Source organism: Labrys sp. 22185, from assembly GCF_052045555.1.
In the GTDB taxonomy this organism is placed as follows: Bacteria; Pseudomonadota; Alphaproteobacteria; order Rhizobiales; family Labraceae; genus Labrys; species Labrys neptuniae.
Window position 1 is genome coordinate 69003 of the sequence record NZ_JBQEPH010000007.1, and the last position, 13290, is coordinate 82292.

The following is a 13290-nucleotide window of genomic DNA, read 5'->3' on the forward strand; positions in this document are numbered from 1 at the left end:
AGCGCCTTGGAGATCTGGTGTTAGCGGGCGGCGATTGCGGTTCCCCGCATGGGCTGGTGCGAAGGTGTCCGGCACGCGGCCGCCTTGCCTGGATTGGAGGCTGCAACACCTGCAACATGGCTGGGTGCCGGTGGCGGCTCCAGCGGCAAATCGGCCAGTTCCCGCAGGGACATGGCCTGCAGGCTGGGATGGTCGAGCGGCTCCAGGCTGCGGGCTGGCGTCAGCGGCTTGTGTGTCCAGTGCTGCTTAAGGGTCTTGAGTATCCTGGCAGTCAGCATGTTGACGATATCCTTGAATTCCTGCTGCCGAATCTCCGATAAAGGGGGCGGAAAAGAAATGGAGTTTTGCGCGGGCATGCTATAGAAAAACTATATGGAAAGCCTGCTGCGATATCAGCTTGGCGCCTTGCGCGCGGTCGAGGCTGCCGGACGCCTGGGCTCGATGGCGAAGGCCGCCGAAGAGCTTGGCGTCACCGTGGGCGCCGTCAGCCAGCAGGTGCTCAAGGCCGAGCAGCGATTGGGCCGGCCGATCTTCACGCGCGGGCCGAAGGGGCTCGTGCCGACACCGCTCGGTCAGTCCCTGCTCGCGGGCCTCACCCGCGGTTTCCGGGAGATCTCGCAGGCATTGACCACGGCCGAGGCCCGGGCCGAGCATGTGCTGACGGTGACGGTCGCGCCGGTTCTCGCCGCCAAATGGCTGGTGCCGCGCCTGCATCGCTTCCATGAGGCGCATCCGGGCCTGCAGCTGCGCATCGATGCCTCGGTCGAGCGGGTGGATTTCGATACCTCGGACGTCGATGTCGGCGTGCGCGTCGGCGCCGGGCCCTGGCCGGGCGTGCGGGCCGATTATCTCATGGATCAGAGCCTGTTCCCGCTCTGCTCGCCCGCACTTGCGGCTGGTATTCGGGACATCGAGGACCTGGTCAGGTTGCCGGCCATCATCGACTATAATTCGCCCGAGAGCTGGCCGATCTGGTTGGCCGCCTATGGCAAGGCGGATCTGTCGCTCGCGGCCGGTCCGGCCTTTTCGGATGCGGCGCTCTGCCTGGATGCCGCGATCGCCGGCCAGGGCGTCTCGATCGGTTGGCAGACCCTGGCCCAGGATGCGCTGCGCGACGGGCGCCTGGTCGCGCCTTTCCCGCGCCCGGTTCAAACCGGCTTGGCCTATTGGCTGGTGAGTTCGGCGCGGCGCAAGCCTTCAGCCAAGGTAAAGGCTTTCGAGACCTGGCTGCGAGCGGAGCTGGCCGATGTCGGGGCCGGGCCTCCTGGAGCAAAGCGTGTTCAGGACTGAACTCTTTTTTGCTCTTGCCCTTTGTTTCGACGCGTCTTTGCGATTCCAGACGACTCCATCAAATCGCAAAACGCTATAGCGAGGCGCCGAGATAGGCCAGCGTCGCCGCTGCGCCGAGAGCGGTGCGGACGGCGTGCAGCCAGCCCCAGCGCAGGATGAGCCGGCGCGTCTGCGCGCCCGCCTCATCGTTCGGCGTTGCCTCCAGGAGCCGGTTGGTCGGCATGATGCCCAAGAGCGTATAGGGCCAGTTCGCCAGCATCAGCACCGCCCCTACCAGCCAGAGCCAACTGCCGGCGAGCCAGGCGGCGGCGATGCCGGCAAGACCGGAGGCAACGGCGAGGCTGGCCTGCATGGCAAGGCCGCGCGCATAGCTCGGTTTCCATTGCGCCAGTAGGGAGGCGTCGTCGAGGGCGAGCCGCGCCGGCTGCTCGGCGATGTTGATATAGAAGGCTGCGCCGGCGAAGAGGGCTGCGAGGATGAGGGCAATCTGATCGATCAGCATGGATCTGCTCCAATTTGACAATATGTTGTCGAATTGGATATATATTGTCAATGAATGTATCGGATCCCGCCCTGGTCGGCGAAGGCGTCACGGCCCTCATCCTCGAAGTCTTCCGCCTGAACGGACGCCTGCTCGCGGCCGGCGACCGGCTGGTGGCCGGGCTGGGCCTGAGCAGTGCGCGCTGGCAGGTGCTGGGCGCCATTGCGCTGGCCGGTACCCCGCAGCCCGTGGCCCATCTTGCCCGTTCCATGGGGCTCAACCGACAGGGCGTGCAGCGTATCGTCAACGAACTGGCGGACGAGGACATTCTCGCCTTCCGCGACAATCCCCATCATCGCCGGGCCAAATTGGTGGTGATGACGGCAAAGGGGAGGGCTGCCTATGAAGCCGCGAACCAACTGCAGAAACCTTGGGTGGACACTCTTGCGCAGGGATTGGCGGCCGAGGATGTGGCGGCCTGCCTGCGTCTGATCGAAACCCTGCGCCGCCGGCTGGAGGTGGAGGCCGATCCGGAGTAGCGGAGGGGCCACGGGACGGTGACGAGAAGTGGCAGGCATCCGATGTCCGTTTCCGGACGATCCCCGACTTTTCAGGCCGGTGGCTCGCGCCTAATCATGATGAAAGCCCTGCCGGCATTCGCCGGAATGAAAACTGGAACGCTGCGGCGACAAGGATGGCGAAACATATGCTCTACCATTGAGCTACGGGCCCAAAGGGCGTGTCGTCGGTTATGGTTTCGGGTTTGACGGAGCGATTTTGACCGAGGAGAAGGAGGGTGAGGACGCAAGCCTTTCGGCTTGCTACGATACCCGACGTGCTCATCGGTCAAAAGCGCTCCGCCGCTGAAGGCGGTGAGGTGAAAAATGGCCATCTGCAGCGTCGCTTCGCTTGCCAAGACGGAAGTCTTGGCAGCGCTAGCTCCTCCCATCTAGCCATTTTTGACCTCATCAGACTCCAAACCATAACCGACGACACGCCCTTTTGGTGGACCCGACGGGACTCGAACCCGCATCACGTGGGGAATAGCCATGTAGTTCCGCCGGCATTCGCCGCAACGTTCCAAATCAGGTCGGGCAGGCGCGGCGACGAAAGGTGATGAAACTTCTACACCCGCGCGGGACCTTTCGGCCTGGCGCAAGGCTCTGGGTTCGAACCAGGAGGACCATGTAGTTCCATCGGCATTCGCCGCTCTGCTCGGTGTCGTCAAAGGGCCACGGCGACGAAGGTGATGAGAACGGGCTCCCGATAACGGTGAGTCGGGTGCAGTTCGCCGCTGCAGCGCCCCGGTGTTGCTGTATTCCCATCGGCATTCGCCGTGACGTGTCGAAATTCCTTTCAGTCGAGTGCGGCGACGAGGTTCGAGGGGGACGATTGCTGAGCTACCGCTTGCGCGGGGCGCCATCGAAAACGCCGACCTCCCCTTCGGATGAAAGGGCGCTCTAACCTGTAGTCCCGCCGGCATTCGCCGCTGATTGCAAAGAGCCATGATCGAGCCACGGCGACGAGAGTGACGAAACATCCTGCTCTATCCACTGAGCTACAGGCCTTGCGGCCTGGCGGGAATTGAACCCGCGACCTGGAGCGTGAAGGCTGTAGTTCCATCGGCATTCGCCGTGTCCGTATGAAATCTCCTGATGATAAGCGCCACGGCAACAAGAATGACGAAACGTTACCGCCTTGCGGCGGTCCGTGCTCTAACCGATTGAGCTATGCAGCTTGCGCTACAGCGGGATTTGAACCCGCAACCCCGGGATTCGCAGTCTGTAGTTCCGTCGGCATTTGCCGTGGCGTCTGAAAAACCTTCAATGAATAGGCCGCAGCGACAAGGCTGTGGGAAATGACGGCCGCCTTGCCCGCCTAAGCGGTCGAGACGGCATCGCGCCTGTTCCGGTCACCTCTGGTCTTGCGGCGAGAGGGCCGGGGGCCAACGATCACCTGAAGCTGTAATTCCCCAGGCATTCGCTGCGGCTTTGGTTCCGGCCGGCAGCATGAAGCCGCCGGCTGGAAATCGTGTCGTATCAGAGCTCGATCTTCTCGATCTCGTCGACCCAATGCTCGGCGCCCATCTCGCCCTTGGTGAAGGCCGCGATGGTGTCGAACACCGCATCCGAGAAGCCGCCGATGTTCATCACATCGGCACGCTCCTGCGCCTGGGTGGTCGTGTAGGGCTGGATGTCCAGGCAGACGAGCTTGGCACCGGGATTGCTGGTCTTCGCCCGCTCCCACTGCTTCATCATCTGCGTGGCCTCGCCGCCCCGGCGCGCATCGATCCAGGACTGGTTGTCCGAGACGAAGATCACCAGATCCACCTTGGCCTTCTCGTTCGCCAGCTTCTCCAGCGGCGCCGAGCAGTTTGTGCCGCCACCACCGATGGAGGCGAGCTTGCGGGCATTGGTCATCACCGTGTCGCGCGGCTCGAGGTCCACGCGGACCACGGTCTGCTCGAACGGGATCACCCGGGCCGACGGATTGGCCCGGAGCACCGAAGCCGCCACCAGGCCGGCCACGTCGATGCAGCGCACCTGCGTGGTCGCGCCCGGACGATAGCCGGTGACCGGCGAGGACATCGAACCCGACACGTCCGGGCAGACGACCACGCGGCCCTCGATCGCGGGCACGTTGGCGACCGCGGTTTCCATCGCATCGTGCAGCGCCTCGCGCACGACGGGCGGGATGTCCTGCCCGGCCTGCGCATAGGCCATCATCAGTTGATACGGGAACACCCGTGCCCGCTTGATGGCCTCGCGGTCGGCAAGCCGCGCGGCAAGCTTCTCGGCGAAACCCTCCACCTCGAACACGCCGTGGCGCGCGAAGGTGGCGAGATTCATCCGCAGCATCTGCCAGCCGGCCTTGTCGGCGATGGCTGCCCAGTGCTGCCGGGTGAGCGGCAGCGCCGTCAGCATCTGGAACGGCACCGCCGGTACCGGCAGCGTCGGATCCTGCTTGAAGGCCTCGAACGCCCGGGCGATCTCCGGCAAAGCCGTCACCTCATAGGGCCGCCCGATCAACCAGGCATAGAGCGCCTCGCGCGCCTTGTCGGCGGGCTTGGGGTGGACCATCTTGATCACATCCGCGAGCGAGGGCGCGTTGCCGACGCTGGCGCGCATGATCTCGATGTCCGAGGCGGTCTCGAGCCAGGCCTGGACCAGCTTCTTCGGCCGGGTCCCCAGGGACTTACGGCCGACAGCGCCCGAACGCATGACCTGCACGAAATTGCGCAGCATCTTGCCATTATCGACCACGCGCGGGAACGCCTTGGCAAAATCGCCCGTCTGCAGCATGGAGAGATAGGCGAGCAGCAAGGCCGGCATATCCTTCATGTGGCCGCGCTGGCGGGCATAGATCGCCGCCTTGGCGATGAACGCGCTCTCCACCTCGCAGACCACCTTGAGCGTCTCGTCGAGCTGCGCCGTGGCGCTCGCATAGAAGGTGCGGTTCAGCGTGCCGGTGACGGCGAGCTGGGCCAGCGCGTGGCGCGGGGTGAACTCATAGGCCGGGGCACCGTGCTTGTTGGCGGCATTGGTCTTCGGCAGCATCTTCCCCACAAAGGAGGCAAACAGCGACTTATTTGCCATGGCAATCATCCTCGTTTGTTACGGGGATCTGATTGCAGGGAGCGTGCCAGGTTGAGGGTGTGTGTGAAATTATTTTATAAGATGTTGATTTTGAACGGTAAAAAAACTCCAGCGAGCCTGGTGGGAATTTCTTGAACGGAAGACTTGAGTTCAGAATTTATATTTTTCGATAATAAAATATCCCATGATATAGGTTGCGGGGCGATGGGTCGTTCCTGGGATCGCAGGCTTCCAGCCTGCTCTTTCCTGAAAACACTGCGTTTCCAAGAGCAGGCTGGAAGCCTGCGATCCCAGGGGAGTCTCTATGAAAAAGCGTGTTGCCATCGGTTTTCTCGGCGTCAGCCTCGACAGTGGCAAGCGCGACAAGCGTTGGGAGCGCTGGCGGCCGACCGTGGCGCTCTGCCAGCAGGGCGATCTGCCGATCGACCGCCTCGAACTGATCCACGACATCAGGGCGACGTCGCTGGCCGAGCGGATCGTGGGCGACATCGCGGTGATCTCGCCGGGCACGCAAGTGGTCAGGCACATCATGAATCTCGCCGATGCCTGGGATTTCCAGGAGGTCTATGGCGCCCTCTACGATTTCGCCAGGGCCTATCCCTTCGATGTCGAGGAAGAGGATTATCTCGTCAACATCACCACCGGCACCCATGTCGCCCAGATCTGCTGGTTCCTCTTGACCGAGGCCCATTACGTGCCCGGCAAACTGATTCAGCTTTCGCCGCCCAAGCGCCAGGGCGAAGGCGTTGCCGGTTCCTATTCGATCGTGGATCTCGATCTCTCGCGCTACGATGCCATCGCCAGCCGTTTCAGGGCGGAGACGCATGAGGCGACCTCCTTCCTCAAATCCGGCATTCCGACCCGCAACACCGCCTTCAATGCCATGATCGACCAGATCGAGCGGGTGGCGATGCGCTCCCGCGCGCCGGTGCTGCTGACCGGGCCGACCGGGGCCGGCAAGTCGCTGCTGGCCCGCCGCATCTTCGAGCTCAAGCAGGCGCGGCGCCAGCTCACGGGCGATTTCGTCGAGGTCAACTGCGCGACCTTGCGCGGCGACCATACGATGTCGGCCCTGTTCGGCCATGTCCGCGGTGCCTTCACCGGCGCTCAGACCGACAGGGCCGGGCTCCTGCGGGCGGCCGATGGCGGATTGCTGTTCATGGACGAGATCGGCGAGCTCGGCCTCGACGAGCAGGCCATGATCCTCCGGGCTATCGAGGAGAAGCGCTTTCTGCCGGTCGGCGCCGACAAGGAGGCGGCCAGCGATTTCCAGCTGATCGCCGGCACCAATCGCGACCTGTCGGTGGATGTGCGTTCGGGCAAGTTCCGCGAGGACCTGCTGGCGCGCCTCAACCTGTGGACTTTCGAATTGCCGGGCCTGGCCGCGCGCCGCGAGGACATCGAGCCCAATCTCGACTTCGAGCTCACCCGCTATGCCGAGCGCGAGGGGGAAAACATCGCCTTCAACCGCGAGGCCCGTGCCCGCTACCTCACCTTCGCCACCGCGCCGGAAGCGCGCTGGACCGCCAATTTCCGCGATCTCTCCGCTTCAGTCACCCGCATGGCGACCCTGGCTCCGGGCGGGCGCATCACCGAGGATGGGGTTGCCGAGGAAATCGCCCGCCTCGTCAGGCACTGGCGAGCCGGCGACGTCGAGGGCGCGGACCGGCTGCTGGCCGATTTCCTCGGCGAGGAGCGTGTTGCCGGCATCGACCGTTTCGACCAGGTGCAGCTGGCCGAGGTGATCCGTGTTTGCCGCGCCAGTTCGTCCCTCAGTGCGGCCGGACGGGTGCTGTTCGCGGCATCGCGCCAAGCCAAGGCCAGCTCGAACGATGCCGATCGCCTGCGCAAATATCTGGCGCGCTTCGAGCTGGATTGGGAGGCGGTGAGGCAGGGCTGAGTGCCGCTGCCATCCGGCAAGCAAAGTACTTATTTGCTGGCTATTAAATTCCGGAACTGCGGTTGCAAAAAGGAATGTCGGATATGCGGAGTGTCAGCCTCCTGGCTGACATCCCGTTTACCGGCAAGCGCTTCTGTCAGCCAGGAGGCTGACACTCCAAATCCCTTCGCGTGAAAAACGCGACTGTCGTGCTAGAGCTTTTTTGCTTTTCGTTGAATCGCAAAAAAGCTCTATCTTTTTGTTTTTACGCGTTTTCTTAATCGAAAAGTCTGTCAACTTTTCTGGAAAACACTCTAGGCCGCTGGGCGCGCGCGCCGGGTTCTGCTTGCGAGAGCGGCGGTGATCAGCGTGGCGGCCGCCTTGCCGGCAGCCTCCATATAGTCGGGGTCGCGATGCAGCAGGACGACGGCAAAGCTGCCGTCGAGCAGCAGCACGACCTGCCGAGCCAGCAGGGCCGCGTCGCCGAGCCCTCCATTTTCCAGTTCGAGCCGCAGCCAGGCTTCGAAGCTCTTCTTATGGGCAGCTCCGATCTTGATGGCGGGGTGCCCCGGCAGGTCGGCAAGTTCGGCGGCGGTGCGCAGGAAGCCACAACCCTTCCAGCGCGGATGGCGGGCTGCCACGGCGAGGTTGCGGAAGATCGCCTCGACCTTGGCCGCGATATCTCCCTGCGCCTCCCCGAACCAGCGCCGGAACAGGGCGAGGTTGGGCTGGTCGCGGGCGGCCAGATAGGCGGCGATCAGGTCGTCCTTGCTGGTGAAATGATAATAGAGCGTACGCTTGGTGACGCCGGCCTTGGCAGCAACCGCGTCGACGCCGACATTGCGGATGCCCTTGTCGTAGAACAGGCGCGCTGCCGCCGAAACGATACGCTCGCGCGTGGTGGTCGCAGGCTCGGACATGGCTTGCCCTCAATGTATACTGACAAGTGAGTATAGTCGTTGCCGCCGGGCATGCTATCCCTTCATGCGGAGTGAGGACTGTCGATGGCGATGGACATGACACCGGCCGCGCCGGTCGAGATCACCTGCGGGGATGGAGTCGTTCTCGCCGGGCATCTCTGGCCGGCGGAAGGCGGAGGGGGAGCGGGCACGGTCGTCATCAATGCCGCGACAGGTGTGCTTGCCCGCTATTATCACCGCTATGCCCGTTTCCTCGCCGAGCAGGGTTTCGATGCCATTACCTATGACTATCGCGGCATCGGCCTGTCACGCCCGGCGAATCTGAGGCGCTGCGGCTATCGCTGGAGCGAGTGGGGAACGCGCGATTTCGAGGCCGTGCTGGGCTTTGCCCGACAGCGCCGGCCCGACGGGGCCCTCTTCGTGGTCGGTCATAGCATCGGTGGTTTCCTGCCGGGACTTGCCGGCAACGCCCACTGGATCGACCGCATGCTGACCGTCGGCGCCCAATATGCCTACTGGCCCGATTATGCGCGCAGTCGTCGCCTCGGGCTGGTCTGGCGCTGGCATGTGCTCATGCCCCTGTTTACGGCGATATTCGGCTATTTCCCGGGCCGGCGGCTGGGCTGGCTGGAGGACCTGCCGGCCGGTGTCGCCCTGGAATGGAGTTTCCGCGGCAGGCATGCCGAGAGCAGCCATCCGCGCCGGGAGCGGGCGGAGATCCTCGCGCGTTTTGCCGCCGTCTCCGCACCGATCCTGGCGGTGACCATGTCCGACGACGAGTTCGGCACGGTGCCAGCCATCCGGCGTGCGCTGGCCTATTACCGATCGAGCTCGGCGACCGCGGTGCGCCTGAAGCCGCAGGACTACGACTTGGCCGAGATCGGTCATTTCAGCCTGTTCCATGACCGGCACCGGGCCGGTTTCTGGCAGGATACGCTCGCCTGGCTGAGGGACGGGGTGAACCCCTGGCCGCACCGCCGTTTCGAGACGGCGGAATGAGTCGGGATCTGTCAGTGTCGCCCCAGCGGCAGAAACCGGCGCCTATTGCGGCGAGGCGGCGCCCTCGCAGGCCAGGCCGATCTGGTCCTTCAGTTCCTGGGCCTCGCGCGGGTCCTCCTTGGCCAACAGGACGCAGGTGGTGAAATTGCCCTGCAGCTTGCCGTCGCGATAATAGCCCCAGTCCCGGATCCGGCTCCTGAGGAAGGTGAGCTGCTGGCCGAACGCCACATTGCCCACCAGTTCCGGGCGGTTGTTGACCTTGCCGGTAAAGCGGTCACCCCGATGGCTGACCTCGTTGAGCCAGAAATATTCGGTCTGTGTGCCCTGTACGATCGGCACCTTTACGACAAAGCCGCTGGCGCCGCTGACCTTGCCGTCCAGGGCGTCGATGAAATCGGGCAGACTGTCCTGGGCCTTGGCGAAGGCGGCCTTCATGGCAGGATCGTCGTCCCTGGCCTTGAAGGTCGCGTCGCGGCCGGCCTTCTGGGTCACGGTTTCGGCACTGGCCGCGGACAGGCCCAGAAAGGCCAGGCTCGTCAGGGCGAGGAGGAGGGCTCTCGTCATCGGCGGCTCCGATTGCTAGAGCAAAACGCGTTCAGGCATGAACGCCTATTTTCTCTAGCTCTTCGTTCCGACGCGTCTTTGCGATTCGAGGCGATTCCGTCAAATCGTAAAACGCTTTAGCGCCATCGTAGCGGCAGGACTGGCTGGATCGCAACGGGGGTGAACTTCCCGGGATCGCAGGCGTCCTCGCCTGCACCTTGAGCCGCGTCGTTTCCNGAGGACGCCTGCGATCCCGGGAAACCAGGCCGTGGTGACGCACTATCTTTGAAACTTGGCCTCAGAAGGCCGCCAGCATTGCTGTGAAACGGCCCAAGGCCGGGGCATCGAAATTGCCCACGCCAGTGAGTTGGAGATCGATGGCGTAAGGCCGCAGCGCGGCGGCGGCCGGTAGGAGCGCGGGCTCCGTCAGCCCGAGAAAGCAGGGCAGGCCAGCCAGTTCGATCATGCGCCGGCAGGCGCTCAGATCATCCCCGCTGCCGACATGCAGATGCAGGGCATCGGCGAGGGAGGCATAGGCCTCCACCAAGACCTCGGCATCCGTGCCTCCAGGATCGATGGACTGGATGATCTTGCGGCCACGGATGATGCGCTTGAGGCCGGGATATTCGCCGGCGGCGATGGGCCTGGCCAGGCGAACGGCGAGCGCCGCCGAGGCGTCGACCTGCTGTGCCACGGTGCCGGCCGTCAGCGCGGGCGTGATCAGGACCGGCGTGACCGCCGGCGGCAGGCCGAGCGCGATCGCCGCCAGCATTTCGCTGCCTTCCGGACCCGCCTGCGGAAAGGCGGTGGGGTCGAGCCCGATGGCATCGGCACCCGCCGCGACCGCCATGCCGGCTTGTTCGCGGGAGGCGATCCCGCTGATCATCAGGCGAAGGCGGGGCACAGGCTCCGTCTCAGTCGATCGCTTCGCCGGGATAGGCGCCCCACAGATTGCTTTCCTGGATCCAGCCGTCGAAGCCCTCGCCCTGGATACGGCACCAGTTCGAGGCGCAATTCTTGATCGAGGCTTGCACGCCGGGCTGCAGCATGGCGACAGCCGTCGCCTTGGCGTCGGCGGTGGCATGGAGCGGCAGCGTCTGCTGCTTGGACCAGGGCGCGATCAGCGCCGTGCGCTTGCCCGAGAGCAGGTTCTGCAGCACCCAGCCTTCGGAGCCGTCGGCGTCGCGGATGCGCCGCCAGTTCTCGAATTCGGCGATCACTTCCACCGGCAGGTTGGACTTCTGGTAGATGAAGGACACGGTCTGGTCGCGCGAGGGGCCCTGGCGCACATTCACCCTGTCGGGCTTCAGGCTGACGAAGCGAGGCATCGGCAGTCCGGAGACCGGGCCGAGCTGGTCCTTGCCGGCCTTGGGGTCCGGCAGCGAACCGGTGACGTCATCGGCAGGCTTGTCCGGGATGGCGGCCTTGCCTGCGCCGGCGATGAAGGCGGCCACGGTGGGATCGGCCAGCGTATCGGCGCTGATGCCATCGCTCGCCGCACCCGTCGGCTGCTTCAGCCGCTTGTGGTGAAGATAGTAGACCCCGCCGGCGACGATGAGGGCGCAGAAGGCACCGGCAAAACCGATCTTGGCAATGGGACTCAAACGGGGCGCTTCTTCTTCGTAATGGGACATGCCGGACCTCGACGCACACACTCGCCCGCAACCTCTCTCTGTTGCTGCGCCTGCCTGTCTGTTAGAGGAAGGACAGTGATGGGCTGCGGGCTTATCGGCGCAGTTTGTCTGAGGGCGGTGAACGCCGTCTTAAAGTTTGCGGGAGGTCGGCATGTCGTTACGAAAAAAACCGCGGGTCGTGGTCACGCGCCGCCTGCCGGACAGCGTGGAAACCCGCATGCGCGAACTGTTCGACGCGCAACTGAACCTGACCGACGAGAAGATGTCGCAGGAGGCCCTGATCGAAGCGGTGAAGACGGCCGACGTGCTGGTGCCCACCATCAATGATCGCGTCGACAAGGCCTTGATCGAGGCGGCCGGCAGCAACCTCAAGCTGATCGCCAATTTCGGCAATGGCGTCGACAATATCGACGTCGAGGCGGCGGTCGCCCGCAAGATCACCGTGACGAATACGCCCCGTGTCCTCACCGAGGACACCGCCGACATGACCATGGCGCTGATTCTCGCCGTGGCCCGGCGCGTGACCGAGGGGGCCAGGGTGATTCCCGAAGGTGACAATGCCTGGCCCGGCTGGTCGCCGACCTGGATGCTCGGGCGCCGCATCACCGGCAAGCGCCTCGGCATCATCGGCATGGGCCGCATCGGCCAGGCCCTGGCGCGCCGGGCCAAGGCCTTCGGCCTGCAGGTGCATTACCACAATCGCCATCATGTCGACCCCGCCGTCGAGGCCGAGCTGGAGGCGACCTATTGGGATTCACTCGACCAGATGCTGGCCCGCATGGACATCATCTCGGTCAATTGTCCGCACACGCCGGCGACCTATCACCTGCTCTCGGCCCGGCGGCTGAAGCTGCTCAAGCGCGAGGCCCTGGTGATCAACACGGCGCGCGGCGAGGTGATCGACGAAACCACGCTTGCCAAGATGCTCGATGCCGGCGAGATCGCCGGCGCCGGGCTCGATGTGTTCGAGCATGAACCGGCGGTCAATCCCCGCCTGGTCAAGCTCGCCAAGAGCGGGCGCGTGGTGCTGCTGCCGCATATGGGCTCGGCCACCATCGAAGGCCGAACCGACATGGGCGAGAAGGTCATCGTCAATATCCGTGCCTTTATGGACGGGCATAGTCCGCCGGACAAGGTCCTGCCGGAGATGCTGTGAAACCAGGTGGGTCGATCTCCAGATCGACCCATGCATGCGAGTTGGGGCGCTGTCATTCCCGGCGCTGCCGAAGGCAGCGGGAAGGGAATCCAGGGGCACGAATGCGTCCCGCCGCTCCTGAATTCCCTTCCCCTCGCTGTGCTCGGCCGGGAATGACAGGTCGGACTTATGTAGATCGGTAAAAAAGGGCACCCCCCAATGCGCGTTTATCTGGCCGGCCCCGAAGTCTTCCTGCCCAACGCCCGCGAGGTGCTCGACGCCAAGATCGAGCTCACCCGGCGCCATGGTTTTATCCCGGTCTCGCCCGGCGACCTGGAAATCCCGGCGCAGCCGACCAAGCGCGATTTCGGCCTCGCCATCAGCGCCGTCAATGAAAGGCTGATGCTGAGTGCCGATGCCATCATCGCCAATCTCACGCCCTTCCGCGGCATCGCCGCCGATACCGGCACGGTCTATGAGCTTGGCTTCATGTGCGCCCGCGGCTGCCCCGCCTTCGCCTTCTCCAATGTGGCCCAATCGCATTTCGAGCGGCTGCAGATCTATTACGACGGCCGGATCGCCGATGATGCGCAGGGCCGGCCGCGCGGCTCGGATGGCCTGGCGGTCGAGGATTTCGACATGGCCGAGAACCTGATGCTCGACGGTGGCATCGAGGCACGCGGCGGCGCCTTCGTCACGCGTACGGCGGCGCCAGGCCGGCTCTTCGAGGATCTTGCCGCCTTCGAGGAATGCCTCGAAATCGCCGCCGGGCGGCTGCTCCGGGACGGCAAGCCGTCTTCTTCGTCATAGGCG

Annotated in this window: 13 protein-coding genes; 6 read left to right on the forward strand and 7 right to left on the reverse strand. The window is 64.4% G+C overall.

The window, feature by feature from the left end:
• Positions 1-20: 20 nt before the first annotated feature.
• Entirely contained in the window at positions 21-278 is a 258-nt protein-coding gene (locus tag ACTJKX_RS15605) for a hypothetical protein (protein ID WP_311938567.1), read from the reverse strand.
• Between the two features lie 94 nt (positions 279-372).
• Between ACTJKX_RS15605 and ACTJKX_RS15610 the strand changes: the two genes are divergently transcribed.
• Positions 373-1290: a LysR substrate-binding domain-containing protein gene (locus ACTJKX_RS15610; protein WP_440725813.1), complete on the forward strand. Its 918-nt coding sequence runs from the start codon at positions 373-375 to the stop codon at positions 1288-1290.
• Positions 1291-1363: 73 nt separating this feature from the next.
• Here the strand turns inward: ACTJKX_RS15610 and ACTJKX_RS15615 are convergent, their stop codons facing one another.
• The gene (locus tag ACTJKX_RS15615) at positions 1364-1789 is read right to left on the reverse strand and encodes a DUF1772 domain-containing protein (protein WP_440725946.1); all 426 of its coding nucleotides are present in this window, start codon (positions 1787-1789) and stop codon (positions 1364-1366) included.
• A gap of 53 nt (positions 1790-1842) precedes the next feature.
• On the opposite strand from ACTJKX_RS15615, the gene ACTJKX_RS15620 reads away from it, so the two are divergent.
• Positions 1843-2310 (forward strand): MarR family winged helix-turn-helix transcriptional regulator, encoded by a 468-nt coding sequence (locus tag ACTJKX_RS15620; protein WP_440725814.1) that lies wholly within the window; start codon positions 1843-1845, stop codon positions 2308-2310.
• A 1500-nt stretch (positions 2311-3810) separates the two neighbouring features.
• On the opposite strand, the gene ACTJKX_RS15625 is transcribed toward ACTJKX_RS15620, so the two are convergent.
• Entirely contained in the window at positions 3811-5367 is a 1557-nt protein-coding gene (locus ACTJKX_RS15625) for a vWA domain-containing protein (protein ID WP_440725815.1), read from the reverse strand.
• Between the two features lie 304 nt (positions 5368-5671).
• On the opposite strand from ACTJKX_RS15625, the gene rtcR reads away from it, so the two are divergent.
• Positions 5672-7267, forward strand: a complete 1596-nt coding sequence (rtcR, locus tag ACTJKX_RS15630) for an RNA repair transcriptional activator RtcR (protein ID WP_440725816.1) — start codon at positions 5672-5674, stop codon at positions 7265-7267.
• 293 nt (positions 7268-7560) lie between these two features.
• Here the strand turns inward: rtcR and ACTJKX_RS15635 are convergent, their stop codons facing one another.
• A complete protein-coding gene (locus tag ACTJKX_RS15635) occupies positions 7561-8166 on the reverse strand; it encodes a TetR/AcrR family transcriptional regulator (RefSeq protein ID WP_440725817.1) in 606 nt (201 codons plus the stop codon).
• An 84-nt stretch (positions 8167-8250) separates the two neighbouring features.
• Between ACTJKX_RS15635 and ACTJKX_RS15640 the strand changes: the two genes are divergently transcribed.
• Positions 8251-9165 carry an alpha/beta hydrolase family protein gene (locus ACTJKX_RS15640; RefSeq protein ID WP_440725818.1) on the forward strand — a complete coding sequence of 305 codons (915 nt, stop codon included), beginning with the start codon at positions 8251-8253 and terminating at the stop codon, positions 9163-9165.
• 42 nt (positions 9166-9207) lie between these two features.
• Here the strand turns inward: ACTJKX_RS15640 and ACTJKX_RS15645 are convergent, their stop codons facing one another.
• From ACTJKX_RS15645 to ACTJKX_RS15655, 3 genes are all read right to left on the reverse strand, one after another.
• The gene (locus tag ACTJKX_RS15645) at positions 9208-9729 is read right to left on the reverse strand and encodes a YegJ family protein (RefSeq protein ID WP_367625522.1); all 522 of its coding nucleotides are present in this window, start codon (positions 9727-9729) and stop codon (positions 9208-9210) included.
• Positions 9730-10006: 277 nt separating this feature from the next.
• Positions 10007-10612 carry a hypothetical protein gene (locus tag ACTJKX_RS15650; RefSeq protein WP_440725819.1) on the reverse strand — a complete coding sequence of 202 codons (606 nt, stop codon included), beginning with the start codon at positions 10610-10612 and terminating at the stop codon, positions 10007-10009.
• A gap of 10 nt (positions 10613-10622) precedes the next feature.
• Positions 10623-11342, reverse strand: a complete 720-nt coding sequence (locus tag ACTJKX_RS15655) for an SH3 domain-containing protein (RefSeq protein WP_311938582.1) — start codon at positions 11340-11342, stop codon at positions 10623-10625.
• 151 nt (positions 11343-11493) lie between these two features.
• Between ACTJKX_RS15655 and ACTJKX_RS15660 the strand changes: the two genes are divergently transcribed.
• Positions 11494-12498: a 2-hydroxyacid dehydrogenase gene (locus tag ACTJKX_RS15660; protein WP_311938584.1), complete on the forward strand. Its 1005-nt coding sequence runs from the start codon at positions 11494-11496 to the stop codon at positions 12496-12498.
• A 198-nt stretch (positions 12499-12696) separates the two neighbouring features.
• The gene (locus ACTJKX_RS15665; RefSeq protein ID WP_311938586.1) at positions 12697-13287 is read left to right on the forward strand and encodes a nucleoside 2-deoxyribosyltransferase; all 591 of its coding nucleotides are present in this window, start codon (positions 12697-12699) and stop codon (positions 13285-13287) included.
• Positions 13288-13290 lie beyond the last annotated feature (3 nt).